Source organism: Nonomuraea marmarensis, from assembly GCF_043197025.1.
GTDB classification, from domain to species: domain Bacteria; phylum Actinomycetota; class Actinomycetes; order Streptosporangiales; family Streptosporangiaceae; genus Nonomuraea; species Nonomuraea marmarensis.
Window position 1 is genome coordinate 101,617 of the sequence record NZ_JBICRM010000020.1, and the last position, 25,944, is coordinate 127,560.

Here is a 25,944-nt window from a genome sequence, read left to right on the forward strand (position 1 = left end):
GTCGTGTCGCTCCTATGCGGCCATGCGGCCGGGATGCCACAGGCCGCGACGCGTCAGCACGTCGCGCAGGCCGGTGACGTTGTCGGTCATGATGCCGTCCACCCCCAGGTCGAGCAGGTGCTCCATGCGGGCGGTGTCGTTGATGGTCCACACGTGCACCTGCATGCCGATGGCGTGCGCGGTGCGTACCAGGCGCCTGGTGGTGACGCGCAGGCCGCGGAAGCCCACCGGCACCTGCGCGCACGGGACCCCCGAGCGCGACAGGCGGGTCAGCAGGCGGCCGTAGCCGGAGGTGGTGGCGGCGGCGCGCAGCGCGGCGACGCCGCGCGGGCCGAGCGCCGAGCACACCTCCCTGCCCAGCGCGGCCCTGGCCAGCACCAGGCGCTCGTCGGAGAAGGAGGTCAGGCAGACGCGGTCGTAGGCGTTGGTACGCCTGACCGCCTCGGCCAGCGGGGCGATGGCCGCCGCCTCCTTGACGTCGATGTTGAAGCGGATCTCCGGCCAGGTGCCGAGCAGGTCCTCCAGCAGCGGGATCTCGTGCACCCCGCCGATGCGGGCCCGCCTGACCGCCCGGTAGGGCAGCTCCGAGATGCGGCCTCGCTGGTCGGTCACGCGGTCGAGCGTGTGGTCGTGGAAGGCGAGCAGCACGCCGTCGGAGGTGGCGTGCGCGTCGGTCTCCAGGTAGGTGTAGCCGAGCCTGACCGCCCGTTCGAAGGCCGCGACGGAGTTTTCCGCGCCCTCCGCGGCGCCTCCGCGGTGCGCGAAGGCCAGCGGGCCCGGAAAGTCGAGAAACGCGAATCGGCGGCTCAACACGTCCTGAAGTATGCCTTCCGTGGGTGAACGGTACGGTTACGAATCGGCGAGATTCTCCCACTCCTGGCGGCGCGCCTCGGCCAGGGCGATGGCCGCGGCCACCGCCACGTTGAACGAGCCGACCCGTCCGACCTGCGGGATGTAGCAGACGCCGTCCACGGCGTCGAGCAGCGCGGGGGAGCAGCCGTGGTCCTCGCTGCCCACCACCAGGCACACGTCGCGGCCCAGATCGGCCTTGTGCAGCGGCACGGCCTCGGCGGTCAGCTCGATGGCCAGCACCGTGTAGCCGTCCTCCCTGGCGGCCTTGACCGCCTCGGTGGCCGGCACCGCCTCGTGCCAGTCGACCAGCCGCTCGGTGCCCAGCGCGGTCTTGCCCGCCTTGGGGTTGGTCGGCGGGGTGGCGTTGCCGGCGAGCCAGATCCGGTCCACGCCGAACGCGGCCGCGCTGCGGAAGATCGAGCCGATGTTGAACGGGCCGGTGACCGACTCGATGATCAGGCCGAGGCGGTTTCCGGTGTTCCTGCGCCAGGTGCGGTTGAGCCGCTTGACATCGGTGGGGCGCAGCTGCCTTCTCATCGGGTCACCTTCAGGATGCGGTAGGCGGCCCGGCTGGCCTCGCGGGAGGCCTGCCAGCCCTGCTCGCCGAGCCAGCGCTGCAGGGAGTCCGAGCCGAGGTGTTTCTGGACGACCAGGTACGCGACCCCGTCGGGCGTCAGCCGCGTGAGCCACCTGGTGAGCATCTCGTGCAGAGCCTGCTTCCCAATACGGATCGCAGGATTAGACCAGACAGCCCGAAATTTCACTTCATCTGGCACTTCATCGACATGTGCTGACCTTACAGTGTAAAGGCGGGCGGCTTGGGCATTTCGCGCGGTCAGCTCCAGGCTGCGCCGGTTCACGTCGACGGCCCACACCGTCGCCCGGGGCGCCCGGGAGGCCATGGTCAGCGCGATCGGGCCGTACCCGCAGCCCAGGTCGAGCAGGTCGCCCTCCTGAGGCGGCGGCGGGACGCTCTCCAGCAGCGCGCGCGTGCCCACGTCGACCCGTTCCGGTGAGAACACGCCGCTGTCGGTCTCCAGCCGCAGGTGCAGGTCGGGCAGCACCAGGTCGACCGAGCCCGGCCTGCTGGCGGTCTTCGGCTGCTCGGAGAAGTAGTGGGCCACGCGCAAAACGTTACGGGATGCGGGAACCGAACAGGACCGCGGCGCCGGCCACCAGCAGCCCGGCCAGGATCGCGGCCACGATGAACCACTGGGTGATCTCCTGGTTGACCAGCTTGTAGCCGAGCGAGGTGCCGATCTGCTCGTAGACCTCGCGCAGCTCGCTGCCGGACTCTGCGGTGTAGGCGCGTCCGCTGGTGCCGTCGGACAACGACTGCAGGGTCTGCTTGTTGACCGGCACGTTCACCGGCCTGCCGTCGATGTTGACGGTGCCTTCCTGGGTGCCGTACGCGATGGTGGAGACGGGTACGCGGGCCTGCTGGGCGGCCTCGATGGCCTCGTTCACCGATCTGCCGGAGGTGTTGTCGCCGTCGGAGAGCAGCACGATCGCAGCCGGGGGCGGGTCGGTGGCGGCCTGCTGGTCGAACGAGCGCAGCGAGTCGAGCGCGTTGAAGACGGCCTCGCCGATCGCGGTGCCGGGGCGGGTGGTGAGGTTGCCGATGGCGGTGACCACGGCCTGGTGGTCGGTGGTGGGGGAAATGACGACGTTGGCGGAGCGGGCGAAGGAGACGACGCCCACGTTGAAGCGGTCGGGCAGCTCCCTGGCGAACGCCTGTGCGGCGGCCTTGGCGGCGTTGATCCGGTCGGGCTGGACGTCGTCGGCCTCCATGGACAGGGAGATGTCCAGGGCGATCATGATGGTGGCGCGGTCGCGCGGCACGCGTACCTGGTCGGCGGGTTTGGCCGCGCCGATGACCAGAAACGACATCATGACCAGGAACAACGCCGGCGCGACGTGGCGGCGCCAGCCGGGGCCGGCGGGGGCGACGAGGTTGAGCAGGGCCAGGTTGGTGAAGCGCACGGTGTAGCGGCGGCGGGCGAACATGGCCGCGATGTATCCGGCCACCAGCAGCAGCACCAGCACGAACAGCCACAACCAAGCAGGAGCGAGGAACGTCATGTGGCTCTCCGGTGGGCGAGGTGGCTCATGCGGCGCTGGCGCAGGACGAACTGCGCGACGTCGAACACCCAGTCCCGGTCGGTGCGCAGCACCAGATGGGCGATTCCGGCGCGGCGCAGGGCCCGGTGGGTGCCCTCGCGTTGCGACGCGGCCGCCTCCGCGTACGCTTGCCGAACTTTGGGCGAAAGATGCACTTCGCGTACGTTCCCGGTCTCGGGGTCGGCGAACGCGACGCGGCCGACGTCGGGCAGTTCGAGCTCGCGGGGGTCGATTACCTCGACGGCCAGGACCTGGTGGCGGGCGGCCAGGCGTCTGATGGGGCGTTCCCAGGGGCGTTCGGCGTCGGGGTCGAGGTCGGGGTGGGCGTCCAGGAAGTCGGAGACGATCAGCCGCATGCCGCGCCGCCGGCGGCTGGCCGACAACACCTCGATGCCTTCGGCCAGGTCGGGAGCGTCGGGGACGATCTGGCCGCGGGGGGCGTCCATGAGCGAGTGCAGCAGGCCGTAGAGCGCGGGGCGGCCGGTGCGGGCGGGCATGCGGTGCACGTAGTCATCGTGCAGCACGAACGCGCCGAACCGGTCGCCCAGCCGGCTCGACAGGAACCCGATCGCCCCGACGGCGGCCACCACCAGGTCGCGCTTGTCGGTGTCGGCGGTGCCGAAGTCCATGCTGGGCGACAGGTCGGCCAGCGCCCACGTCTCCAGTTCGCGGTCGGCGATCAGGTCGCGTACGTGGGGGATGGTCGTGCGGGCGGTGACGGCCCAGTCCATGCGGCGCACGTCGTCCTCGCCCGGAACGTAGACGCGGCTGTCGCCGGCCTCGCTGCCGGCGCCGGGCAGGAGTCCCTGGTGCGCGCCGTGCAGCAGCCCGTCCAGCTTCCGGGTGACCGTGAGCTCAAGCCTTCTCAGTGCCTGCTCGGCTGTGCTCATTGGTCGCTCACCGCTCCTCACTCCCCCCGCGGAGTCCCTCCTCCGTCGGGCCTCCACTGCGCTCGCTGCGTCGGGTTCGCTCCGTGGTGGTCACCGGTTCTGGTTCCAGACGACGAGGGGCGGGGGTACGGCGTGCAGGATCTGCCGGACGACCTGCTCGGGGTCGATGCCGTCGGCCAGGGCGTCGAAGGTGAGCATCAGCCGGTGTGACATGACGTCCACGGCCACGTCGCGTACGTCGTCGGGCAGCAGGTAGTCGCGCCCGCGCAGCAGGGCCAGCGCCCGCCCGGCCGAGACCAGGCCCAGCGTGGCGCGCGGGCTGACGCCGATCTCGATGGTCTCGGTCAGGTCCGTCAGGCCGTACTCGGCGGGGGCGCGGGTGGACATGACCAGGCGTACCACGTAGTCGGCGACGAGCTGGTGCACCGAGATCTGCTCGGCCGCCTCCTGCAGCGCCAGCAGCTTGTCCGGGTCGAGCACCCGGTCGGGCACCGGCGGGGTGACGCTCATGCGGTGCAGGATCTCCAGCTCCTCGTGCGCGGTGGGATGCGGCACGCGTACCCGGAACAGGAAGCGGTCGCGCTGCACCTCCGGCAGAGGATAGACGCCTTCGGACTCGATCGGGTTCTGGGTGGCGAGCACGATGAACGGCTTGGGCAGCGGATGGGTGACGCCGGCCAGTGTCACCTGGCGCTCGGCCATCACCTCCAGCAGCGCGGACTGGACCTTGGCGGGGGCGCGGTTGATCTCGTCGGCCAGCAGGAAGTTGACGAACACGGGGCCGAGCTCGACGTCGAACTTCTCGTTGGAGGGGTGGAAGACGCGGGTGCCGACGATATCGCTCGGCACGAGGTCGGGGGTGAACTGGATGCGGGCGAACGTACCGCCCACGACCGTGGCCAGGGTGGATGCGGCGAGGGTCTTGGCGACGCCCGGGACGCCTTCGAGCAGGCAGTGCCCGCGCGCCAGCAGGGCCACGACCAGCCGTTCGACCATGTGGTCCTGCCCGACGATGACACGCCGTACCTCGTCGAGACTCTGACGCAGCAGTGCCGCGTCGATTCCGCCTGGCAACTCTTCGGCGACGCTCATGACGCCATTCCACCAAACGTGCCGCAAACGTGCACGACGCCACGTCTGTGCTTTCATGGCAAACGTGGCAAGTCCGCTGCAGTACGGCGATCCGCCCCGGCTGGGGCCATACGTGGTGCAGGCACGCCTGCATTCGGCTCCGGCCGGTTTCGTGTACCTGGGCCAGGGGCCTGACGGGCGCGCGGTCTCGCTGGGCGTGCTGACGAGAGGGGCCGCGTTCGACGCCGCCGCCCGCGAGCGGTTCGTGACCGCGATCAGGGAGACCGCCGCGAGCGAGCGGTCCGGGGTGCGCGGCTGGCTGGGGCGGGGCGGCCGGCCGCGGGGCGCGGTGCTGGAGGGCGCACCCGAGGTGCTGGGCCACGACGCGGGGCACGCCCCGTGGGTGGCGGTGCCGTACGTGCCGGGTCGGCCGGGGGCCGAATGGTTCCTGGAGCAGGTGATGGTGGGCGGGACGCTGATCGGGGAGGCGCACGGGCCCGACTTCGTACCGTACTGGCTGACCGATCGCGCGCCCGCGCTGCCGGGGCCGACCAGGCGGCGCCGGCCGCTGACCGAGACCCGCAGGCGGGTGCTGCTGGCCGCGCTGGCGCTGACGCTGCTGCTGGTGCTGGTCACGGCGATCCTGCTGCTGCTGTTGCTGGGCAGGCAGGACAGCGAGCAGCAGCCCAGGCAGCTGCCGCCGACGGTGTTCGTGCCGACGCCGCCGCCCACGCCGGAGACCCCCGAGCCGCAGCCCTCGCCTTCGCAGTCGCCGTCGCCGACCGAGAGCGGGCCGGCCACGCCCGGCCAGTCGCCGGGGGATGAGACGGGGGAGGAGTCGCCGCTCTGATATCGGCTTGAGTCTCACGTAACGTGAGGCTCTAGCGTCCGCAGGCATGGAATTCATCGTTCACGACACGCTCACGGCGATGGCCGAGCTGCTCGGGCAGCCGGTCGAACGGCGGGCCGGCGCGCTGCGGGAGATGCTGGCGCCGATGCGCTCGGCGATCCCGATGCCCGGTGACATCGTCGACATCCACCACCACGGCGGCGGCTTCCGCGCCGACGCCGACGACCCGCGGTACCTGCCCGCCATCCGGCGCATGATCGAGGCCGACGTGCTCGGGCAGGTGCGGCGGGAGCTGGTCCGCGCCTCGGAACGGCTGATCGGGGCCAAGCAGGCGGAGTCGCTGCAGGTCATGTTCGTGCTGGGCAATCCCGACGACGAGCATCTGATGAACGGCAGCGGCGGTTACTACGGCATGGGGGGCTCGCCGGGCTGGCTCTACCTGCTGGGCTGGCCGTCCGAGGAGGTGATCGGCAGGATCGCGCACTGCGCGGTGCACGAGTTCCACCACAACGTGCGCTACACCAACGTCGAGTGGAACCCGGCGACGGTGACCGTGGGGGAGCACGTGGTGGCCGAGGGGCTGGCCGAGGCGTTCGTACGGGAGCTGTCGGGGCCGGAGGCGATGGGGCCGTGGTCGTCGATGGTGACCGGGGAGGCGTTCGACCTGGCGTACGAGCGGATCATGGCGGACTTCGACCTGGCCGGGATGCGGCACACGCCGGCGTACGTGCTGGGGGACAGCGCGATGCGGAAGTTCGGGCAGGAGCCTCGCGGCATTCCCGACATGGCGGGATATGCGGTGGGGTTGCGGCTCGTCGACCAGGCCCTGGCCGCCACGGGGCTGACGGCCGCCGAGGCGACGCTGCTGCCCGCGCCGGAGCTGATGCGGCGGGGGCTGGTACGGCCTTAGCCGGTTCGCTCGCGGGCCAGCCGGTTGCGTTCGGCGAGCGTACGGGCGTGCTCTTCGGCGGCGGCCAGCCGCTCCGACGGGGTGGGGCCGAGCAGGACGGGAGCCAGCCGACCATCATGTACGGCATCAGCAGCGCGCCGCCCAGGATGAGGCACGCCCATCGGCGGGGCAGCTCAAACGGGGCGCCGCCTTCGTGCGGATCGTCCTGCTGTGCGTGGTGGTGGCCATGGTGATCAGGCTGGCGTGGCAGCAGTTCGCCTGAGGTCCTGAGTCCCGCCCCCGGCTGGTCCGCGTCAGCCCACCGGCGCCTCCGTGCGCGTGCGTAGCGCTGCGGCGGTCACCGCCACGAACGCGGCCAGCAAGGCCGGGATGGCCAAGGCGCGCGGCAGTCCCGTCAGCTCGGCCGCCGCACCGATGAACACCGGCCCCGACAGGAACCCCAGATACCCGATCCCGGCCACCCGCGCCAGCGCCCGCCCGGCGAACGCCGGATCGCGGTGCCCGGCGGCCGAGAACACCTGGGGCACGATGCACGACAGCCCGGCCCCGAAGCACCCGAACCCGATCACCCCCGCCACCGGATGCCCCCCGAGCAGCGCCAGCCCCAGCCCCGCACAGGCCAGCAGCCCGCAGCAGCGCACCAGCGGCACGGGCCCGAACCGGGCGGCCAGGCGGTCGCCCGCCAGCCGTCCCGCGGTCATCATGATCGAGAATGCCGCGTAGCCGGCGGCGGCGAAGCCCGGCGAGGCGGCCAGGTCCTCGCGCAGGTAGACCGAGCTCCAGTCGGCCGCCGCCCCCTCGCCCACCAGGCAGCAGAACGCCAGCACGCCCAGGAACACGATCCCCTTGGGCAGCCGGGCACGCCCGCCGGCGGCGGGAGCGGCGGAGGGGATCGAGCGCAGCGCCCAGCGCGCGGCCCAGACCGCGAGCACCGCGACGAGCGCCCCCGCCGACAGGAACGTGGCCGAGGGCGCCAGCGAGAAGTGCGCGAACAGGCCGCCGGTCGTGGCCCCCGCGAACCCGCCGATGCTGTAGACGGCATGGAACGACGACATGATCGGCCGCCCGTGCGCCCGCTCCACCTCGACCGCGTTGGCGTTCATGGCCACGTCCAGGACCCCGTGCACGATCCCGAACAGCAGCAGTGTCCCTGCCAGCACGCCCAGGTCAGGTGCGTAAGCGGGCGGCACGAGGACGAGGCCCTGTAACAGGGCCGCTGGGATCATGACGCGGCTGCTGCCGTGGCGGTCCACCAGGCGGCCCACCGCCGCCATGCCGACGACCGCCCCGGCCGCGATGGCCAGCAGGGCCAGGCTGAGCTGGCCGTCGCCGAGACCGAGGCGTTCCTTGATGGCGGGGATGCGGGCCGTCCAGGTGCCGATGGCCATGCCGGCGAGGAAGAACAGCAGGTAGACGGCCACCCGTTCGCGCTTCACGCGGCCTCCCCGATGCCCCCGCGTACGCGCCTCACACGGCCTCCCTGACCGTCACCCCGGCCGCCACCAGGGCGTCGCGTTCCTCCCGCGGGATCCCGGAGTCGGTCACCACCACGTCCAGCCGCGAGATCGGGCACACCGCCCCGAAGGCCGTACGGGAGAACTTCCCCGAGTCGCACGCCACGATCACCCGCCGCGCGGCCGCGATGGCCGCCTGCTTGACCGCCACCTCCGGCAGGTCGTGAGCGGTCAGGCCGTGCTCGGACGACAATCCGCAGCAGCCGATCACCGCCGTGTCGAACCGCAACGCCTTGAGCGAGCTCTCGGTCAACGGCCCCATGAAGTTCAGCTCGCCCTGGCGCACCTCCCCGCCGGGCAGCACCAGGCGGACACGCGGCGCGGCGGCCAGCATCGTCACCGACTGCAGCGCCAGCGGCAACACGGTCAGCCGCCGGTCGAGCAGTGCGCGGGCCACCTCCAGCACCGTCGAGCCACCGTCGAGCACCACCGCCTCCCCGTCGGCGATCAGGGCGGCCACCTCCGCGCCGATGCGTTTCTTGGCCTCCGCCGCCTCCCGTTCGCGCACGCCGAACGGCGGCTCCTCGCCGCGCAGCAGCAGCGACAGCGCGCCGCCCCTGACCCGGCGCACGACCCCCTGCTGGGCCAGCTCGTCCAGGTCGCGTCTGATCGTCATCTCCGACACGGCGTGCTCGACGGCCAGCTCGGCGACCGAGACGCTGTCCTGGGTGCGTAAGGCGTTCATGATGGCCTGCAAACGTTCCATGTGTTCATACAAACACGATCAATGTGCGCAATACAATGGTCGGCATGCGTGCCAGCCGCCTGCTCTCGCTGCTCCTGCTCCTGCAGACGCGGGGCCGCATGACCGCGCCCGAGCTGGCCGCGGAGCTGGAGGTGTCGGTCCGCACGGTCTACCGCGACGTGGAGGCGCTGTCGGCGGCCGGTGTCCCGGTCTACGCCGACCGGGGTCCCGCCGGCGGCTACCAGTTGCTGGACGGCTACCGCACCAGGCTCAACGGGCTGACCGCCGAGGAGGCGTCGTCGTTGTTCCTGGCGGGGCTGCCGGGTCCGGCGGCCGAGCTGGGGCTGGCCGAGGTGGCGGCCAACGCGGAGCTGAAACTGCTGGCCGCGCTGCCGCCCGAGCCGCGCTCGCACGCCTCGCGGATGCGCGAGCGGTTCCTGCTGGACGTGCCGGGGTGGTATCGCTCGGGCGACGACGTGCCGCATCTGAGCGAGGTGGCCGAGGCGGTGTGGGAGCAGCGGCCGCTGCACATGACCTACCGGCGCTGGGGCCGCCAGGAGGTGGATCGGGTGGTCCATCCGTACGGGCTGGTGCTGAAGGGCGGGTCGTGGTACATGGTGGCCGCGCCGCCGGGCGGCGACCCGCGCACCTACCGGGTGGCGCGCGTGCTGACGCTGGAGACGCTGCCGGGGCGTTTCCCGCGGCCCGAGGGGTTCGAGCTGGGCGGGTTCTGGCGTGACTACGCCAAGGAGTTCCGCGAGCGGATGTACACCGCCGAGGCCGTCATCAAGCTCGCCCCCGGCAGGGGCGACCTGCTGGCGTACACGATGGGCGCCGACGTCGTCGGCACCGCGCTGGCCGCCGCGCGCCAGCCCGACCCGGAGGGATGGCTCACGCTGACCGTGCCGGTCGAGTCGCTGACGCACGCGCGCTGGCTGCTGCTGCGCATGGGGTCCGACGTCGAGGTGCTGGGGCCGCCGGAGCTGCGGGCGCTGATGGGGGAGACGGTCGCGGCGCTCAGCAAGATGTACGAATAAATCAGAAGATATTCGGGCGCGGGGTCTGCCACGATGCCCGGCATGTATCTCTCAGCGTTCGCGGGCGCGCTCGCCCGTGCGAAGGAGTGGGCCATCCGGCGGCGGGAGCAGGTGCGGCTGGTGGGGGCGAGATGACGATCTGGTACGCCGAGCAGGGCACGGGTGAGCCGGTGGTGCTGCTGCATTCGACGGCGGCCGACTCCGGCATGTGGGACGCGCAAGGGGACGCCCTGGCCGCCCGCTTCCGGGTGATCAAAGTGGATTTCCGCGGGTACGGGCGCACTCCGTACCGGGCGGAGAAGCCGTACAGCGACTCGGGGGACGTCGCGGAGGTGCTGGCCGAGCTGGGCGTGAGCCGCGCGGCGCTGGTGGCGTCGTCGGGCTCGGGCAGGGCCGCGCTGGAGCTGGCGGCGGCCGGGCTCGTCGATCGGATGGTGCTGCTGAACCCCATCTCCACGCTGGAGCCCACGCCCGACGTGCGGGCGTACTGGACGGAGGAGGGGCGGCTGCTCGAACTGGGCGACGTCCAGGGGGCCGCCGAGCTGAACGCGCGCACCCTGCTCGGCCCCGAGGCGTCCGCCGCGGCCTGGGACAGGCTGGTGCGGATGCAGCGGCACGCGTTCGAGCTGCAGCTGGCCGCCGATCCCGAGCCCGAGCAGATCGAGCACGAGCTGCCGCCGATCGACGTGCCCGCGCTGGTGGTGGCCGGGGCGCACGACCTGCCCTACTTCCTGGCCGGCGCCCGCCACCTGGCCGGCGAGCTGCCGCGGGCCCGGCTGGTCGAGCTGGAGTGGGCCGGGCACCTGCCCGCCCTCGAACGTCCTGAGGAGGTCAACGCCCTGCTGCTGGACTACCTTTAGGGCATGACGAACGACCTGGCGACCCTGATGAGGCAGGCGCAGGACGACGATCCGGTGCTGGCGCTGCACGCCACCACCGCGCTGCGCCGCGAGATCGAGCGCCTGGAGGCGGTCCAGGTGCGGCGGGCCAGGGTGGCCGGGCTGGCCTGGGCGCAGATCGCCGACGCGATCGGGGTGAGCAAGCAGGCCGTGCACAAGAAGTACGGCCGGCGCTAGCCTTTCCACTGGCCGGCGAACCAGCCCAGGGCGATGTTCCAGGAGTAGCCGCGCCGGATCCGCCCGGCCACGTCCGGGGGCAGCGTGTCGAGCCCGCGGTGCTCCAGCAGCACCTCGGTGCCGCCCTCGACCGGGCTGAAGGCCACCTCGATCTCCATCCGGCCGGTGTCGTTGATCAGGTCGGCCCACAGGAGGCGGTGCGGCGGCTCCCAGGCGAGGATCCTGCCGGTGTCGACGTGGCCGCCGTCGGACCACAACTCGCGCAGGTAGCCGTCCTCGAACCGGATGCCCACGGCGCGGGCGGGGTCGACCCAGCTGTGGCGGCCGCGTACGTACCAGTTGTCGATCTCGTCGGTGAAGATCCGGAACGCGGTCGCGGGATCGACCGGTACGGTGACGCTGGCCTGCACGGCATTCAACGGTTGCGCTCCACGTGGTCCCTGAACGAGCCGAGCTGCTCGGCCCAGAACGCCTGCACCTGGTCCAGCCACGCCTGCAGGGCGGCGAACGGCTCCTGGCGCAACGTGTACAGGCGCAGCCGGGCGTCGTCGCCGCCGGCCTCGGCCTGCACGAGACCGCCCGCCCGCAGCACGCGCAGGTGCCTGCTGAGGGCGGGCGCGCTCATCTGCACGGCCTGCGCCAGCTCCCCGGCCGGGCGCGGCCCTTCGCGCAGCAGGTCGATCACCTTGCGCCGGGTCGGATCGGCGAGCGCGGCCAGCGTGGCGTCCAAATCGTTAACGTTGCTGTTAATCTTTGCCTACTTCCGTTAGGCTGTTAATCCTTAACGATAGCGGCAATTATTGCGGAGGTACGCACATGGCTGTCGAGCTCGGCTACTACACCCTGTCCGTCGAGGACCTGGACCAGGCCGCCGCCTTTTACGGGGGGCTGTTCGGCTGGGAGTTCAGGCGCGAGCACGAGGGCTACCTGCACGTCACGAACACGGCCGTGCCGATGGGCTTCACCTCCGACGGCCCCTCGTCGCAGCCGAACCTCTACTACCGCGTCACCGACGTCGACGCCGCGGTCGAGCAGGTCCGCAAGCTCGGCGGCAGCACCGGCGAGGTGTTCGAGAGCAAGTCGGGCCGCGGCTGCTCCTGCACCGACGACCAGGGCACCCGGATCAGCCTCTGGCAGTCCGCCCCCGGCTACGAGTGAGTCCCAGTCGAGTGTGTCTCAGTCGGGGACCTTGATGGTGGCGATGCCGAGCGTGCTGGTCATCGGCAGCAGCCCGGCCTCGAAGACCGCGCCGAGGAACGGCGAGGCGAGGCGGGCCAGCCGCTCGGCCCGTTCCTCGCCGAGCAGCCGCCACGGCTCGGCCGCCAGCTCGTCCGTCATGCGCTCCACCTGGTCGCGCAGGGCCCGCCCGCGCTCGGTGGCCTGCCCGTCGGCGCCGACGAGCCCGCGCGCGGCCAGCCGTTCCCTGGCGGCCTCCCACTCCTCCTCGCTCCAGCCGCGCCCGGCGAAGTTCGCCACCGGAGCCGCGCCGACCGCCGCGAACGACACCAGCGACTCACCCGGATCCAGCTCCGCGGCCAGCAGCGCCGCCAGATGGCCGTCGCCGCGGTGCTCGCGCAGCACGGTGGCCGCCTGCCACAACACCAGGTGCGGCTCGTCCGGCCAGGGCAGGTCGAGGTTGGCCGCCGCGAACGGCCGCCCGGCCACCGTCACGCTCTCGGCGGCCCGCCTGGCCAGCTCCGCAGCCTCCGCCACCTCGGGCGCCGCCACCTGGTCGCCGAGCAGGTGACGGTAGGTCCGGTCGATCGCCGTCAGCCGCGCCCGCAACACCTGCTCGGGCGAGGCGACCTCCCAGACGGCGGGCACGTGCTCGGCGACGGTGCGCGGGCTGAAGCTGTAGTACGCCGCCATGGCCAGCCGCGTGCCGGCCCGCCCGAGAGGGGCCGTGCGGAAGGCGAAGTAGCTCGGCCAGCGCGACTCCACGTCGTAGCCGAGCGCCGCCGCCTCCTCGAACGCCTGCGGCGAGAAGTACAGCACCGCGTGGACGGGCTCGAGCTGGTGCCACATGCGGCGGGCAAGCCTGGACGATGCGCTCACGGCAATCCCTCACTGTCTAGGTAAGCTATGCCAGTGACGATAGAGGCATGGGCCGCGCTCGATGCGGCGTTCACCCGCCAGGGCTGGACGCCCAGCCGCGCGCTGTCCGCCGCCGACGCCGACCGGCTCGCCGGCGTGGCCGCCGAGCTCCGCCCCATCTTGATCGGCGTCGGCCAGGGGGTGCGGCTGCGGGCGTGCGAGGCGGGCGGGTGCGAGCTGGTCTTCTTCGACGTCACGCGGAACGCCTCGCGCAGGTTCTGCGGCCTGTCCTGCCAGAACCGCGCCAAGGCCAGCGCCTGCCGCGCCCGCCGGCGCGCCTAGCCCGCTCCAGGACGGCTGGTGGCGCAGACCGGAGCGTGACTCACATGCGGCTCACCGTTACTCTCGTGCGTCAGCGGGGCTGGATGGCGGTCAGAGCCGTCAGCAGGGCGGGGGTCGCTTTGGCCGTGGTCTTGGTGTCCTTGGCGTCGGCCGCCTGCTGGAGATCGCTCAGCTGGGTGTCGATCCCTGCGGCCCTGGTCTGATCGACGGTGGGCCGTACCCGGTCCCAGGTCCATTTCAGCGAGGCGACATCGCCGGCGACAGATCCCGCGCCGGCCGCGGCGGCGTCGATGCCGATTTGGCGGGCCCAAAGGATCAGGCGGGCGGAATCGATCGCCTGGACCGGCCGGTGCCGTACTTGCAGGTCGAGGTTGTCCTGGGCGATGCGCAACGCGGCCTGCTGAGCCCGGCCGCCGTCACGGGCGGCGATCGTGCCGGTGAGCAGGCCAACGTCCCGGTTCGTCTGCTTTTCGAGCAGGTCGGGCAGGCCATCGGACCGGTAGGCGGCCCATGCCCGCTTCAAGGTCTGGCTCGCCGCGGCGGCACGAGTCCAGTCGCCGGTGCCGACGGCGTCGAAGGTCTTGCCGACGGCCGCGGAGAAAGCGGCGAGCTTGGCGGGCAGCGGGCCGGGGTGCGCATCGGTGGGAATGGCCAGAGTGACCTCTTCGAGGTCGCCGTTGGGGCTCCCGGTGGAGAACTCACCGTAGCCAGGCGCGAAGATCTTGTCCTCGCGCTGGCCGTCCATGTGGAGCTCGCTGGCGGTGTACGCGCCTTCGACGCGGCCGCTCGGCCCGGTCACCCTCTGGCCGACGTTCTTGACGGTGACCTCCTCGAAGACGAGCCCGGGGATGTTCTCCGACCGGTAGGCGTCGCCGACCTTCGGGCGAGTGGGTGTGATCATCGCGGCCGGGCCGTGGCGGCCGGCCAGCCAGGTGCCCTCGTGGTCCTTGACCACGCCGTCGGCGTAGTTGAACACGTCCTCGCCGAAATACCACACCGAGCCGTCGTCTGCCTGGCCGAACCGGTCGAGGGCGACCTCGTCGATGCGTCCGTCGGAGAAGGCGAGGTACTGCATGACGACCGTCTCCACCGTACGGCCGTCCCAGGTGACCGGCTTGGTGCCGCCCAGGCGGGTGAACTCGGTCCGCCATGGTTTGCCGTCGACCTGGCCGCCGTAGATGACCTGGTCGAGCTTGCCGAGGGGATTGAGCGGGTTGGTGACCGACGCCGGATGGGAGAAGACGGGCCTGCCGAGATCGACCCGCTGGGCGTCCTTCGCGAGTGGGAGGCATCCCTTGCCGCCTTCCGGGGTGATGCACGAAGGAACGGTGGCGTTCCGCGTGGGCGTGCTCTGGCTGGACGAGCCGGCGCAGCCGGCGGTCATCACCGCCACCGCGGTGCCGATGGTCAGCAGGGCCGCCGCCGAATCTTGCCTGAGTGGGTGGCGCAGCATGGCGTCCTCCTCTGATGCCGAGGAACTCAGGCTGCCTGGCCTGCGCTGAAAGGACGCTGAACGTCCGGGTGGGTCAGCGGGGCAGGGTCACCCGGAAGCGCGCACCGCCCCAATCGCCGGTCTCGGCGACGGCTGTTCCTCCGTGGGCGCGTACGAGCTCGGCGACGATGGCCAGGCCCAGCCCGCTGCCGCCGTGGTCGCGGGTTCTGGCGTCGTCGAGCCGTACGAACCGCTCAAAGATCCGGATGCGCTCGCTCGCCGCGACGCCGGGGCCGTCGTCGTCGACCGTGAGGACCACGCTTTCGCCGCGCTCGGTGAGGGCGAAGGCGACGCGGGTACGCGCGTGACGCGTGGCGTTGTCGCCCAGGTTGCGCAGTATTCGCCGCAGCCCGGCCGCCTCCCCCTCAAGGCGGCCTGCTGACACCGCGGAGGTGTCGATGCGCAGCCCGGTGACCGAGCGCAGGCGTCGGGCCTCGTCGAAGACCAGGTCGTCCAGATCGACGGGCCGGCCTCGCAAGGTGAGCAGGGACTCGTCGGCCCTGGCGAGCAGGAGCAGGTCCTCGACCAGGCGCTGCACCCGCAGATCCTCGGTCAGCACGACCCCGGCCAGCTCGGCGAGAGTGGTGCGGCCGGGGTGGGCGAGGGCCACTTCGGCATGCTGACGGATGGAGGCCACCGGCGATCGCAGCTCGTGGGAGGCGTCGGAGATGAAGCGCCGCTGGCTGGTCTGGGCGCGTTCGAGCCGGTCGAGCATGGAGTTCATGGTGGTGGACAGCCGCGCGATCTCGTCGGTGCGGGATGGAGCCGGAACCCGCCGATGCAGCTCGGCGGCCGAGATCTCGTCAACCTCGCGGCGCATCGCCTCGACCGGTGCGAGCGCCCGGCCCACCACCTTCCAGGTCGCCATCCCGACCACCAGCAGCAGCACCGGCAGCCCGATGACCAGTAGCCGAGCCACGATCTGCACCGACTCGAACACGTCCACCAGCGCCCGGCCGACGATCACCTTGAACCGCCCGTCTCGCGTGACCACGGCCAGAGCGAGGAAGTCGTCGTCATGATCCAGCGGTGAGGAGAACACCACCGACTCGCCCGGCCGCAGCCGAGCCACCGCCGGCCTGCCCGCGATGTTGGAACTGGAGGCCACCACGGCGCCGTTCCGGTCGAGCACCTGGATCAGCTCCTCGTCCGGTACCGTAACCGGCAGACCGGGCGGCGCCCTGTCCGACTCCAGGGACTCGGCCACTTCCTGCCCTCGGGCCAGGGCGTCGGAGCGCACCTCGTCCAAGAGGTTGTCGCGCAACACGGTCACCAGCGCCAACGCCCCAATGACCAGAGCCACGCCCACCACGATCGAGGTCGCGACGGTCGAACGGACTCGGACGGAACCCGCCCAGGCGAGCGGCCGCCGCCTCGCACCGGACCGGCGGCGCGGTGGCTGATCATCCACCATTCTCGGCCAGCCGATAACCCGCTCCCCGGAGCGTCTCGATCGCCATCCGGTTGAAGGGGCGGTCCAGCTTGTTACGCAGGTGCCGGACGTACACCTCGACGATGTTTCGATCACCCTCGAAGTCGTAGTCCCAGACATGCTCCAGGATCTCCCGCTTGGAGACCACCTCACCTCGGCGGCGTAACAGGAACTCCAGCAGCGCCAGCTCGCGGGCCGTCAACCCCACCTCCACCTCCCCGCGCCACACTCGCCGGGCCGCCGGATCCAGCCGCAGATCGCCCGCCTCCAAGACGGAAGGCCGCTCGTGCGCCCCCCGGCGCAGCTGTGCTCGTATCCGCGCCACCAGCACCGCGTGAGAGAACGGCTTGGTCACGTAGTCGTCCGCGCCCGCGTCGAGCCCCTCGACCTCGTCCCATTCGCCGTCCTTGGCGGTGAGCATGATGATCGGAACCCAGATGCCCTCGCTGCGGAGGGTCGCACAGATCGCGTACCCGCTGACACCCGGCAGCATGATGTCGAGCACGATGGCGTCATAGGGGTTCTCCCGGGCCATCCACAGCCCGTCAGTGCCGTCGAGGGCCACGTCCACCGCGAACCCCTCGGCGCCCAACCCGTTGCGGAGCCCGGCGGCCAGCAGCCTCTCGTCCTCGACCACGAGAATCCGCATCGCTCCTCCTCTCCGAGCGGCCCGCCCGGATGGGGCTGGGCCGCTCTTCGCTGTGGCCGGTCGGACGATGCTGACCCGTCGATGCTGAATGCCCGCTGAACGGCTCGCCGGGCCGACGGCGGAACTGACGCCAGCCTGACATGGCAGGCGTCGTCGTCGATAGCCACCGCTTTCAAACCCGAGCCGGGTCGCCGCTGGACCTAAAACCGGCCCATCCCGCCACACACCAGGCGAGCCTCGACCCACCACCGAGGTCACCGCCCCGTGCACGTCACCGATCCAGCTCATCGATGTCGTACACGATGACCTGCTGAAATGCCCTATTTCAGGCCCTGGTCAAGCACTGGGGAAGGGCGGGAATCCGGGCGTTCGACCGCGTAGGTGGACTGGACGACGCCCGCGCCGAACACCCTGGTCGACAGGTGCACGAGCGGGACGTCGCCGCCGAGCGGGCCGAACAGCGGCAGGCCGGTGCCCAGGAGCACCGGGACCGTGGTGATGGTGATCTCGTCGATCAGTCCGGCGCGCAGGAACGCGCGGATGACCTGGCCCCCGTCGACGTACACGCTCTTGGTGCCGCGCTCGGCCAGCCCTCGCAGGAGCCGGTCGAGGTCGCGATAGACGGTGACGCGCGGGTCGGCGCCCTCTTCCAGCGTGGTGCTGAGCACGGCGACGTGCTTGCCCTCGTGCGGCCAGAGATCGTAGGTGAGCCCCGGCTCGTACGTGCCCCGCCCCATGACGACGGTGTCGATGCCGTCGGCGAACTCCTGGTAGCCCAGATCGCCCCCGGCGGCCTCGCCGCGGCTGGTGAGCCAGCCGAGGTCGCCGTCCGCACGCGCGATGAACCCGTCGAGGCTCGTGCCGATGAACACCGAGCAGGTGAACGGGCGGCCGGCGGTCATACGTGTCTCCCCGCTATTAGTAACTGCTCATTCGTTTACTAAAGTATCGAGCACCGCCTGGATGTGTAAATCCACGCTTTCTGCCGGTGCGGTCGTCCATGATGATGGCCATGGCTTCATGGCAGGAGTTCGAAGAGCAGGCGCCGGAGCTGGCGGGGGTGGCGCGGCGCCAGATGGATGCCTACCGGCACAAGGTCCTGGCGACGCTGCGCAAAGACGGCTCGCCCCGGGTCAGCGGGACCGAGACCAGCTTCAGGGACGGCGAGTTGTGGACGGGGTCGATGCTGGGCGCGGTCAAGGCGCTCGACCTGCGGCGAGATCCCCGGATGGCGATCCACGTCACCGCCAGGGACCCGGAGGAGGCCGACCCGTCGTCATGGGAGGGCGACGTGAAGCTGGCCGGGCGCGCGGTGGAGGTCGCCGACGAGGGAGGGGTGCCCAGCCCGGACTCGCACCTGTTCAGGATCGAGGTGACCGAGGTGGTGTGGACCCGGGTCGAGGGTGACGAGCTGGTCATCGACACCTGGCACGAGGGAGCGGGGCTACGCCGCATCCGCCGCAAGTAATCTACAAAGTAAAGGCGCTGGCTCGTCGACGACAGATTCGCGATCGCCCTCGACCCCTGTGTCGAGTTAGTGGACGGAGAATCCGCCGTCGACGAAAAGCACCTGCCCGGTGACGAATGCTGAGGCGTCACCGGACAGGAACACCGCCGCTCCGGCGAAGTCCTGGGGCACGCCGTTGCGTCCTGCCATGTGGCGGGCGGCGAGCGCTTCGACGCGGCCGGGGATGGCCTGGGTGGGTTCGGTCAGCGGGGTCAGCACGAATCCGGGGATGATCGTGTTGACGCACACCCCGCCGGCCGACCAGGCTTCGGCCTGGGAGCGGGTCAGGCCGGCGATGGCGGCTTTGGCGGCGCCGTACACGCCGCTGTCGCCGAAGGCGCTGATGGACTGCTGCGAGCCGACGTTGATGATGCGGCCCCAGCCGCGTGCGGCCATCTTGGGCCCGAAGTGCTGGCCGAGGAGGTAGGGGGCGGTGAGGTTCACGGCCACGGTCCGCTCGTAGTCCTCGGCGGTGAGGTCGGCCATGGGCTTGCGGATGTTGTTGCCGGCGTCGTTGACCAGGATGTCGATGTCACCCGCCGTGGCGCAGACCCGCCGGACGTCGTCGCGGTCACCGAGATCGGCGCTGATCCGCGACGCGGTGACACCGTGCTCGCGCAGCCGGCCGACGGCCTTGTCGAGCGCGCTCTCCGTACGGGCGACCAGCACGACTTCGGCCCCGGCCCGCCCGATCGCCTCGGCCATGGCGTACCCGATCCCGGAGCTGCCGCCGGTCACCAGGGCGCGCCGGCCGTGAAGAGAGAACATCTCCCGCAGATAGTCCGACATGACCGGCCAAGCTAGCACCCTCGCCCTCGCCACAACGCGGCAGGACGGAGCGACCGGGCTCAGCGCGGATCCGGTACGCCGGCAGTACCCACTGCCCCGCCGTATGGTCACCACGATGAAGGCCGCCTTGCCGCAAGCATCGTTGCGGCAAGGCGGCCAGTGGAGACGGCTACGCCGGTTGCATAGGTGTGGTGAACGTGTGGGTGCCGGAGCCCACCTCCGTCACCGCGGCGCCCGGCAGGTCCACCTCCGCGACCGTTCCCGGCGGGATCGTCGCCGTCAAGGTGAACGTCTCGCCGGTGCGGCTCCAGGCGACCGACGCCGGTCCGTACGGGGTGCGCAGGGTGGCCGAGGCCTCCGTGAGGTCGCCGCCGGGCCGCGGGGCGATGCGCAGGCGGCGGTAGCCGGGCGCGGCGGGGGCGAGGCCGGCGACCGTGCGGTGCAGGAAGTCGGCGACCGCCCCCAGCGCGTAGTGGTTGAACGAGGTCATCTCCCCGGGGTTGAGGCTGCCGTCGGGCAGGAGGCTGTCCCAGCGTTCCCAGACGGTGGTGGCGCCCATGGTGACCGGGTAGAGCCAGGACGGGCATGCGCGCTGCAGGAGCAGCCGGTACGCGGTGTCGTAGGCCCCCACCGAGGCCAGCGCGTCGCAGATGAGCGGGGTGCCGACGAACCCGGTGCCGATGCGGTGGTCGTCGTGGGCCACCAGTTCGGCCAGGCGGCGGCCGGCGCGTTCGCGTTGGTCGGGTTTGTCCAGGAGGTCGGCGTGCAGGGCGAGGGCGTAGGCGGTCTGGGTGTCGCAGGCCAGCCGCCCCGACGGCGTGACGAACTCGCCCCGGAACGCCTCGCGCACCGCCGAGGCCAGCGCGGCGTAGCGGTCGGCGTCGCCGGAGCGGCCCAGCAGACGGGCGGTGTCGGCGACGATCTGGGCGGTCCAGGCGTGGTAGGCGGTGGCGATGAGGGCCGGGTCGGTGCGGGCCTTGCCGGGGTCGTCGGGCGGGGCGGCGGGGTCGAGCCAGTCGCCGAACTGGAACCCGGACGCCCACAGGTGGCTCTCCCCGGCCACGCCGGCGATCTGGTCCACCCAGGCGGTCATGCTCGCGTACTGGGCCCGCAGCACGCCGAGGTCGCCGAAGCGCTGGTGGAGCACCCATGGCACGATGACCGCGGCGTCGCCCCAGGCGGCGGCCGGCCCGGGCGGGAGGCCGAGGTCGACCCAGGGCACGTAGTGCGGGACGGTGCCGAGGCCGGCCTGCTCGGCGGCCAGGTCGGCGAGCCAGGAGGTCAGGGTGCCGGCGCAGTCGTAGAGGAAGGCGGCGGCGGGCGCGAACACCTGGATGTCGCCGGTCCAGCCGAGCCGCTCGTCGCGTTGCGGGCAGTCGGTCGGCAGGTCGACGAAGTTGCCGCGCATGCTCCAGGTCACGTTGTCGTGCAGGCGCGTGAGCAGCGGGTCGGAGCAGGTGAACGTCCCGGTCGGGGTCATGTCGGTGTGGCAGACGACGGCCTCGACGGCCGACGGGTCGAACGTGCCGGGCCAGTCGCTGATCTGGGCGTAGCGGAAGCCGTGCACGGTGAAGCGGGGCTCCCATTCCTCGGGGGCGGGGTCGCCGCGCAGGGTGTACTGGTCGAGGGCGGCCGCGTGGCGCAGCGGGCGCAGGGCCAGGGCGCCGTCCTGCAGGACTTCGGCGTGGCGGAGCGTGACGGTGTGCCCGGCGGGTCCCTGGGGGCGGATGCGCAGGCGGCCGGCGATGTTCTGGCCGAAGTCGAGAATGGTCTGCCCGGCGGGGCCGGTCAGCACCGCCACCGGCCGCAGGGTCTCCACCCGGCGGACCGGCGGGCCGGAGGGGGCGACGAGCCGGGCCGGGTCGTGGTCGAGGACGTCGGCGGGCAGCCAGGCGCCATCGTCGAATCCGGGCGCTGACCAGCCGGCGGGCAGCAGGCGGGCGTCGTGCCTCTCGCCGTCGTACAGGCTCGCGGCGGTGACGGGGCCGGGGGCGCAGCGCCAGTGGCCGTCGGTGACGACGCGGTCGGTGGTCCCGTCGGCGTAGGCGATCTCGAGCTGGGCGATGAGGGCGGTGCGGTCGCCGTACACGCCGGTCCTGCCGCCGCGGAAGCCGACGCGGCCGCGGTGCCAGCCGTCGGCCAGGGTGGCGCCGACGGTGTTGGGGCCCTCGCGCAGCAGGTCGGTGACGTCGTGGGTGCGGTAGCGCAGCCGGTGGGGGTAGCTGCTCCAGCCGGGTGCGAGCACGTCGTCGCCGACGACGGTGCCGTTGAGCTCGGCCTCGTACAGGCCGTGGGCGGTGATGTAGAGGCGGGCGGAGGCGATCGGGCCGCGCAGGGTGAAGTCGCGGCGCAGCAGCAGGGCGGGCCCGTCGGGCGGGCCGAGCAGCTCGGCGGGCGGCGCGGTCGCGGCGGCGTGCCACTGCGAGGCCTCCAGCAGCCCGGTCTCCGCCCAGGACCAGGGGCTCCAGTCGCTGGCCGAGCCGTCGTGTCCGTGGACGCGCACGCGCGCGCCGCGCCGCGCGCGCGAGCCGAGCTCGGGTCCGGGCCAGGCGACCAGGACGGACTGCTCAGAGGTGACGATGCCGGTCGCGGTGCCGTCGCTGAGCTCGATCTCGTACGCCCGTTGCCGCCAGCCCGGCAGGTCGGTGGCGACCTGCCAGGACAGGCGGGGCGCGCTTTCGCCGATGCCGAGGGGGTCGAGGTGGTGTTCGAAGGCGGGTGGTGTGACGTGCGGCAAGGTGCTCCTTAGGTCAGCCCTTGATGGCGCCGGTGGTCATCCCGGCGACGATCTTGCGGTTGAAGAAGACGAAGGCGAGCAGTGGTGGGATGGTGATGAGCACGATGTCCATGAACAGCAGGTTCCACTGGGTGCTGTACTGGCTCTGGAAGTTGTAGAGGGTGACCTGGACGGTGGCGTTGTCGTCGCCGGGCAGGAAGTACAGCGGGTTGACGAAGTCGTTGAAGACGGCGACGGACGTGGTGATGATCACGGTGATCGTCACCGGGCGGAGCAGCGGGAAGATCACCTGGAAGAACAGCCGCAGCCCGCCGCAGCCGTCGATCATGGCGGCCTCGTCCAGCTCGCGGGGCACGGCCGCGATGAACGCGCGAAACAGCAGCACCGCGAACGACAACCCGAACGCGACCTCGACCAGCACCAGCCCCGGCAGCGTCTTGAACAGCCCGAGCGCCTGCAGCAGCGCGGTGGGGGAGGCCAGGGCGGTGGTCGTGGCGACGGCGAGCGCCGCTGCGAGCGTGTGTTGAGAGGTCTTCACGACACCCCTCCGAGATCCGATTGAATCGTTTTAATACCCCCGATTGCTAGTTAACGTAGGCGTTACAGAGGAGGTCGTCAAGAACGAATTTGGATAACGATCCCCAACCGTGATCCCGGCCTTTCACGGCTTCGAGTTGATGCGATTTGGGTAACGTTATCCACGCGGTGGTGCAGGTCGGCGGCGGGTGGCTCGTACAATCGGCACGTCCTGAGGAGAGGCGGGCGGATGACCACGCGCGACCGGCGGCGGCGGGTGACGATCGCCGATGTGGCGCGCCACGCGGGGGTGTCCACCACGGCGGTCTCGAAGGTGCTGCGCAGCGCCTACGGGGTCAGCCCCGCCATGCGCGAGCGGGTCAGGGCCGCCATCGACGAGCTCGGCTACCGGCCGCACGCGGCGGCGCGGGCGATGCGCGGGCGTACGTACACGATCGGGGTGCTGCTGCCCGACCTGCGCAACCCGTTCTTCCCCGACATCCTCGACGGCCTGTACGGGCACCTCGCCGCCACCGACTACCAGGTGATCATCGTGACCGGCGGGCCCGACGCCAAGACGGAGACGCGGGCGATCGACGCGCTGGTGGACCGGCAGGTGGACGGCATGCTCCTGGTCGCGCCGCGGGTGCCGCGGGCGCGGCTGGAGGAGGTGGCGGGAGGGCCGCCGACGGTGGTGCTGGGGCCGCACGAGAAGTCGGCGGTGTACGACGCGGTGCTGGACGACGACGAGATCGGCGCCGAGCTGGTGGTGCGCCACCTGATCGGGCTGGGGCACCGCCGGATCGCGCACATCGGGCAGCGGGAGGGCACGCGGGGGCGGGCCGCGGCGATGCTGCACACCATCAGGGCGGTGACGTACGAGCGGGTGATGCGCGAGCACGGCCTCGAGGACGAGATCGCGGTGGCGCTGACCTCCTACAGCGAGGAGGGCGGCTACCGGGGGGCGCGCGAGCTGCTGGGCCGCTCGCCGCGCCCGACGGCGATCTTCGCCGGCGCGGACCTGGCGGCGTTCGGGGCGCTGACGGCGCTGCACGAGGCCGGGCTGGCGGTGCCCGCGGACATGTCGCTGGCCGGCTACGACAACACCCGCCTGGCGGCGCTGTCGGACATCTCCCTGACCAGCGTCGACCAGGACGGCGGGGTGATGGGCCGGACCGCGGGGCGCCTGCTGCTGGAACGCATCGAGGGCCGCACGTCCTCGGTCCACTTCTCGGTCACCCCGACCCTGGTCCCCCGCCGCTCCACCGCCCCGCCCCCGCCCGGGTAGGCCACGGGATCGGCGGCGCCCTCACGCGCCGCCGCTGCCCACCGAGCGCCTGCCCAGCCGGTCCACATGCGAGGCGACCTGGTCCGGCGCATGATCATCAATGGACGCGCCGACACGACCCCCGGCCCCTCCGATGAAAGGAGTACCGCTTTGGCCAGACCCGGCTGAGGATCGCTAGCATGGTCGGTGGCGGCTGTCCGCGCCCAACCTCCGGCGACTCGCCCCAGCCGGGTCATCCCAGGAGGCAAAGGGAGGTTCACCTCTCGGACGGAGGATCTGTCGTCGGTCGTGCGCCCGCCGCACTGGTCGCTGGGGGATGCGCGGACGGCGCGCGGGAGACGTTCATGACCAAGCAGGCAGACTTCAAACGGCGGGTGCGCGCCCGCATGGCGAAGACCGGCGAGTCGTACGCGATCGCACGCAGGCGGCTCCTGGGCGAGCAGCCGGCCCCAGTCGAGGACCGGATGGCGGCGGCGCTGCACATCAGCAACGGCGACGGCACCGACCTGCCGGGGACCGGGCTGGCCCGGCACATCGAGTACTGGCGAGACGTGCTGCACGAAGGGCCGGTCCCCGCGTTGGGGCACGAGGAACTGCGTCAGGTCAGGGCCTCGTTCCTGATGCGAGCGCACGCGGATGACCGTGGGGAGGCCATGCGCATGTTCCTGCAGCGCGACGCCGCCCTGGAGGCCAACCGCGGCGGCGAGTACGTGCTGTGGTTCGAGGCCGACCTCTACGACCAGCTGCAGATCGTGGAGATCCTCGCCCGCCTCGCCGAGCTGGAGGTGCCGGCCGAGCGCATCACGTTGATCTGCATCGGGGAACATCCCGGCATCGCCCGCTTCGGCGGCCTGGGCCAGCTGCGTCCCGAGCAGTTGCGCGAGCTGCCCGCGACCAAGGCGTGCGCGACGCTCACCCCGGCCGCGCTCGATCTGGCCACCCGGGCATGGGCGGCCTTCCGTGCCCCGACGCCGGAGGGTCTGTCCGCCATCGCCGCCACCCGCTCCGGTGAGCTGCGCTTCCTCGGCGAGGCCTTCGAACGTCTCAGCCGCGAGTACCCCTCCACCCGTGACGGGCTCTCCCTCACCGAACGCCGCGTCCTGGCCGCCGTGGCGGACGCTGCGCGGGAGGCCACCGCCGGGGACGTCTTCGTGCGCGCCTCCGCCCGCGAGGCCCGCCCCTATCTCGGGGACACCTGGTGCTTCGCGGCGATGGACCGCCTGGCCCGGGCCCCGCACCCGCTGCTGGACGTCTGGCCCGCCGACGCCCCGGTCGAACGCACCACCCTGGTGCGTCTGACCGCCACCGGCGCGCGGGTGCTGGCGGGCGAGGAGGACCACGTGACGCTCAACGGCGTCGACCGCTGGATCGGCGGGGTGCACCTGACCGGCCGCAACGTGCGCTGGAGGTGGGACGAGGGCAGGGAGGCCCTGACGACCACGACTGGACCACGCTCGAACGGTTGATCGCTGCTGGTCGCCCAGGCGTGCAACATCGGCTACAGCCCCGTCATCGACCCGGACGACGAGGCGCTCAACCGGGGCCGGCCGGTGTACGTCGACCAGTACTACCTGCGCGCCGACACCATCGCCGCGGCGAACGCCACGCTGATCGAGGCCCAGGGGCGGGTGCCGATCGTGGAGCACTGGGGCGAGGGGCCATGAGCATGGCATGACGAGTACTGGCACGTGGACGATACGTGCACCCGGACTCCTGGTCGCGCGCGCGGCCGCCACGTCCAGGCCGATGGTCGGCTCGTCCAGCAGCACCACCGGCTCTGACCCCATCAGAGCGACAACGCGGCCATGAAGGCCAACAAGCCGCCCAGATGCCCGGCCGCCATGCCGAGCGCCATGACGACGTGCGGCCACCTCCTGGTGGGACGTACGGAGGGCAGCAGGGCCGGCGCGAGGGCCAGGACGCAGCCGACCGATACCCCCACCGTGTGGAGGAGAGGCATGATGCACTCCTTGCCGTTGTCGGTCACTACACCCTCAGACAGGACAGCTCGGCAAGCTGTGACGGAACGAAGGAGGTCGCGGGGCGGCGGCACTAAGGACTGGCAAGCCTAGACAGCCCCTCTCCTACCAGGAGTCCTTCACCTTCCGGGCGAACCGCCCACCGACCGAGCGCGCGGGCGGACCCTCGCATC

General features: G+C 71.7%; 31 protein-coding genes. 11 read left to right on the top strand and 20 right to left on the bottom strand.

From position 1 onward, the window contains the following. Positions 1-12: 12 nt before the first annotated feature. The 6 genes from ACFLIM_RS29540 to ACFLIM_RS29565 all read right to left on the bottom strand — a co-directional run bounded on the left by ACFLIM_RS29540 (position 13) and on the right by ACFLIM_RS29565 (position 4,955). Positions 13-810 carry a glycerophosphodiester phosphodiesterase family protein gene (locus ACFLIM_RS29540; RefSeq protein ID WP_393171108.1) on the bottom strand — a complete coding sequence of 266 codons (798 nt, stop codon included), beginning with the start codon at positions 808-810 and terminating at the stop codon, positions 13-15. Between the two features lie 39 nt (positions 811-849). Next, complete coding sequence (locus ACFLIM_RS29545) at positions 850-1,389, bottom strand: TrmH family RNA methyltransferase (protein ID WP_393170969.1); 540 nt, start codon at positions 1,387-1,389, stop codon at positions 850-852. Further along, positions 1,386-1,976, bottom strand: a complete 591-nt coding sequence (locus ACFLIM_RS29550) for a class I SAM-dependent methyltransferase (protein WP_393170971.1) — start codon at positions 1,974-1,976, stop codon at positions 1,386-1,388. Before ACFLIM_RS29550 ends, ACFLIM_RS29545 begins: the two co-directional genes overlap by 4 nt. Positions 1,977-1,986: 10 nt before the next feature. Beyond that, positions 1,987-2,934 (bottom strand): VWA domain-containing protein, encoded by a 948-nt coding sequence (locus ACFLIM_RS29555; RefSeq protein ID WP_393170973.1) that lies wholly within the window; start codon positions 2,932-2,934, stop codon positions 1,987-1,989. Further along, complete coding sequence (locus ACFLIM_RS29560) at positions 2,931-3,863, bottom strand: DUF58 domain-containing protein (RefSeq protein ID WP_393170975.1); 933 nt, start codon at positions 3,861-3,863, stop codon at positions 2,931-2,933. The genes ACFLIM_RS29555 and ACFLIM_RS29560 overlap by 4 nt, the downstream gene beginning before the upstream one ends. A gap of 90 nt (positions 3,864-3,953) precedes the next feature. Continuing rightward, positions 3,954-4,955: an AAA family ATPase gene (locus ACFLIM_RS29565; RefSeq protein ID WP_393170977.1), complete on the bottom strand. Its 1,002-nt coding sequence runs from the start codon at positions 4,953-4,955 to the stop codon at positions 3,954-3,956. A 55-nt stretch (positions 4,956-5,010) separates the two neighbouring features. Between ACFLIM_RS29565 and ACFLIM_RS29570 the strand changes: the two genes are divergently transcribed. Both ACFLIM_RS29570 and ACFLIM_RS29575 read left to right on the top strand, forming a co-directional pair. Then, positions 5,011-5,784, top strand: coding sequence for a hypothetical protein (locus ACFLIM_RS29570; RefSeq protein WP_393170979.1), 774 nt, complete (start codon positions 5,011-5,013; stop codon positions 5,782-5,784). Positions 5,785-5,830: 46 nt separating this feature from the next. Then, positions 5,831-6,694, top strand: coding sequence for a DUF2268 domain-containing protein (locus tag ACFLIM_RS29575; protein ID WP_393170980.1), 864 nt, complete (start codon positions 5,831-5,833; stop codon positions 6,692-6,694). Here the strand turns inward: ACFLIM_RS29575 and ACFLIM_RS29580 are convergent. The 3 genes from ACFLIM_RS29580 to ACFLIM_RS29590 all read right to left on the bottom strand — a co-directional run bounded on the left by ACFLIM_RS29580 (position 6,691) and on the right by ACFLIM_RS29590 (position 8,914). Further along, the gene (locus tag ACFLIM_RS29580; RefSeq protein ID WP_393170983.1) at positions 6,691-6,855 is read right to left on the bottom strand and encodes a hypothetical protein; all 165 of its coding nucleotides are present in this window, start codon (positions 6,853-6,855) and stop codon (positions 6,691-6,693) included. The genes ACFLIM_RS29575 and ACFLIM_RS29580 overlap by 4 nt on opposite strands. A gap of 132 nt (positions 6,856-6,987) precedes the next feature. Then, on the bottom strand, positions 6,988-8,130 hold the full coding sequence (locus tag ACFLIM_RS29585; protein WP_393170985.1) for an MFS transporter: 1,143 nt from the start codon (positions 8,128-8,130) through the stop codon (positions 6,988-6,990). A gap of 31 nt (positions 8,131-8,161) precedes the next feature. Continuing rightward, positions 8,162-8,914 (bottom strand): DeoR/GlpR family DNA-binding transcription regulator, encoded by a 753-nt coding sequence (locus tag ACFLIM_RS29590; protein WP_393170988.1) that lies wholly within the window; start codon positions 8,912-8,914, stop codon positions 8,162-8,164. A gap of 44 nt (positions 8,915-8,958) precedes the next feature. Between ACFLIM_RS29590 and ACFLIM_RS29595 the strand changes: the two genes are divergently transcribed. The 3 genes from ACFLIM_RS29595 to ACFLIM_RS29605 all read left to right on the top strand — a co-directional run bounded on the left by ACFLIM_RS29595 (position 8,959) and on the right by ACFLIM_RS29605 (position 11,006). Further along, positions 8,959-9,930, top strand: coding sequence for a helix-turn-helix transcriptional regulator (locus ACFLIM_RS29595; RefSeq protein WP_393170990.1), 972 nt, complete (start codon positions 8,959-8,961; stop codon positions 9,928-9,930). A 131-nt stretch (positions 9,931-10,061) separates the two neighbouring features. Next, positions 10,062-10,790, top strand: coding sequence for an alpha/beta fold hydrolase (locus ACFLIM_RS29600; RefSeq protein ID WP_393170991.1), 729 nt, complete (start codon positions 10,062-10,064; stop codon positions 10,788-10,790). Positions 10,791-10,793: 3 nt separating this feature from the next. After that, a complete protein-coding gene (locus tag ACFLIM_RS29605) occupies positions 10,794-11,006 on the top strand; it encodes a hypothetical protein (protein WP_393170993.1) in 213 nt (70 codons plus the stop codon). Here the strand turns inward: ACFLIM_RS29605 and ACFLIM_RS29610 are convergent. Both ACFLIM_RS29610 and ACFLIM_RS29615 read right to left on the bottom strand, forming a co-directional pair. Beyond that, positions 11,003-11,416 (bottom strand): SRPBCC domain-containing protein, encoded by a 414-nt coding sequence (locus ACFLIM_RS29610; RefSeq protein ID WP_393171110.1) that lies wholly within the window; start codon positions 11,414-11,416, stop codon positions 11,003-11,005. The two genes, ACFLIM_RS29605 and ACFLIM_RS29610, sit on opposite strands and share 4 nt — an antisense overlap. A gap of 5 nt (positions 11,417-11,421) precedes the next feature. Then, positions 11,422-11,736, bottom strand: a complete 315-nt coding sequence (locus tag ACFLIM_RS29615; protein WP_393170995.1) for an ArsR/SmtB family transcription factor — start codon at positions 11,734-11,736, stop codon at positions 11,422-11,424. Positions 11,737-11,822: 86 nt separating this feature from the next. Between ACFLIM_RS29615 and ACFLIM_RS29620 the strand changes: the two genes are divergently transcribed. Further along, on the top strand, positions 11,823-12,164 hold the full coding sequence (locus ACFLIM_RS29620) for a VOC family protein (protein ID WP_393170997.1): 342 nt from the start codon (positions 11,823-11,825) through the stop codon (positions 12,162-12,164). 18 nt (positions 12,165-12,182) lie between these two features. Here the strand turns inward: ACFLIM_RS29620 and ACFLIM_RS29625 are convergent, their stop codons facing one another. Then, positions 12,183-13,031, bottom strand: coding sequence for an SCO6745 family protein (locus ACFLIM_RS29625; protein WP_449291485.1), 849 nt, complete (start codon positions 13,029-13,031; stop codon positions 12,183-12,185). A gap of 63 nt (positions 13,032-13,094) precedes the next feature. Here ACFLIM_RS29625 and ACFLIM_RS29630 point away from each other — a divergent pair, with 63 nt between their 5' ends. Next, the gene (locus ACFLIM_RS29630; protein WP_393171000.1) at positions 13,095-13,382 is read left to right on the top strand and encodes a CGNR zinc finger domain-containing protein; all 288 of its coding nucleotides are present in this window, start codon (positions 13,095-13,097) and stop codon (positions 13,380-13,382) included. Positions 13,383-13,452: 70 nt separating this feature from the next. Here ACFLIM_RS29630 and ACFLIM_RS29635 read toward each other — a convergent pair whose 3' ends face one another. From ACFLIM_RS29635 to ACFLIM_RS29650, 4 genes are all read right to left on the bottom strand, one after another. Then, positions 13,453-14,835, bottom strand: coding sequence for a hypothetical protein (locus ACFLIM_RS29635; protein WP_393171002.1), 1,383 nt, complete (start codon positions 14,833-14,835; stop codon positions 13,453-13,455). A gap of 73 nt (positions 14,836-14,908) precedes the next feature. Further along, positions 14,909-16,177, bottom strand: coding sequence for a sensor histidine kinase (locus tag ACFLIM_RS29640; protein WP_393171003.1), 1,269 nt, complete (start codon positions 16,175-16,177; stop codon positions 14,909-14,911). A gap of 100 nt (positions 16,178-16,277) precedes the next feature. Then, a complete protein-coding gene (locus ACFLIM_RS29645) occupies positions 16,278-16,955 on the bottom strand; it encodes a response regulator transcription factor (protein ID WP_393171005.1) in 678 nt (225 codons plus the stop codon). Positions 16,956-17,275: 320 nt separating this feature from the next. Next, entirely contained in the window at positions 17,276-17,857 is a 582-nt protein-coding gene (locus ACFLIM_RS29650; protein ID WP_393171006.1) for a dihydrofolate reductase family protein, read from the bottom strand. Positions 17,858-17,967: 110 nt separating this feature from the next. Here ACFLIM_RS29650 and ACFLIM_RS29655 point away from each other — a divergent pair, with 110 nt between their 5' ends. Beyond that, entirely contained in the window at positions 17,968-18,423 is a 456-nt protein-coding gene (locus ACFLIM_RS29655) for a pyridoxamine 5'-phosphate oxidase family protein (RefSeq protein ID WP_393171008.1), read from the top strand. Positions 18,424-18,489: 66 nt separating this feature from the next. Here ACFLIM_RS29655 and ACFLIM_RS29660 read toward each other — a convergent pair whose 3' ends face one another. The 3 genes from ACFLIM_RS29660 to ACFLIM_RS29670 form a co-directional block, all read right to left on the bottom strand. Further along, positions 18,490-19,251 (bottom strand): SDR family NAD(P)-dependent oxidoreductase, encoded by a 762-nt coding sequence (locus ACFLIM_RS29660; protein WP_393171010.1) that lies wholly within the window; start codon positions 19,249-19,251, stop codon positions 18,490-18,492. A gap of 169 nt (positions 19,252-19,420) precedes the next feature. Then, positions 19,421-21,988 (bottom strand): glycoside hydrolase family 78 protein, encoded by a 2,568-nt coding sequence (locus ACFLIM_RS29665; protein ID WP_393171011.1) that lies wholly within the window; start codon positions 21,986-21,988, stop codon positions 19,421-19,423. A gap of 13 nt (positions 21,989-22,001) precedes the next feature. Further along, on the bottom strand, positions 22,002-22,526 hold the full coding sequence (locus ACFLIM_RS29670) for a carbohydrate ABC transporter permease (protein WP_393171013.1): 525 nt from the start codon (positions 22,524-22,526) through the stop codon (positions 22,002-22,004). Between the two features lie 228 nt (positions 22,527-22,754). On the opposite strand from ACFLIM_RS29670, the gene ACFLIM_RS29675 reads away from it, so the two are divergent. The 3 genes from ACFLIM_RS29675 to ACFLIM_RS29685 all read left to right on the top strand — a co-directional run bounded on the left by ACFLIM_RS29675 (position 22,755) and on the right by ACFLIM_RS29685 (position 25,456). Then, positions 22,755-23,792 (top strand): LacI family DNA-binding transcriptional regulator, encoded by a 1,038-nt coding sequence (locus tag ACFLIM_RS29675; protein ID WP_393171015.1) that lies wholly within the window; start codon positions 22,755-22,757, stop codon positions 23,790-23,792. A 344-nt stretch (positions 23,793-24,136) separates the two neighbouring features. Then, the gene (locus ACFLIM_RS29680) at positions 24,137-25,258 is read left to right on the top strand and encodes a hypothetical protein (protein ID WP_393171017.1); all 1,122 of its coding nucleotides are present in this window, start codon (positions 24,137-24,139) and stop codon (positions 25,256-25,258) included. Positions 25,259-25,264: 6 nt separating this feature from the next. Then, positions 25,265-25,456 carry a Tn3 family transposase gene (locus ACFLIM_RS29685; RefSeq protein ID WP_393171112.1) on the top strand — a complete coding sequence of 64 codons (192 nt, stop codon included), beginning with the start codon at positions 25,265-25,267 and terminating at the stop codon, positions 25,454-25,456. Positions 25,457-25,578: 122 nt separating this feature from the next. Here the strand turns inward: ACFLIM_RS29685 and ACFLIM_RS29690 are convergent, their stop codons facing one another. Continuing rightward, positions 25,579-25,752, bottom strand: a complete 174-nt coding sequence (locus ACFLIM_RS29690) for a hypothetical protein (protein WP_393171018.1) — start codon at positions 25,750-25,752, stop codon at positions 25,579-25,581. Positions 25,753-25,944 lie beyond the last annotated feature (192 nt).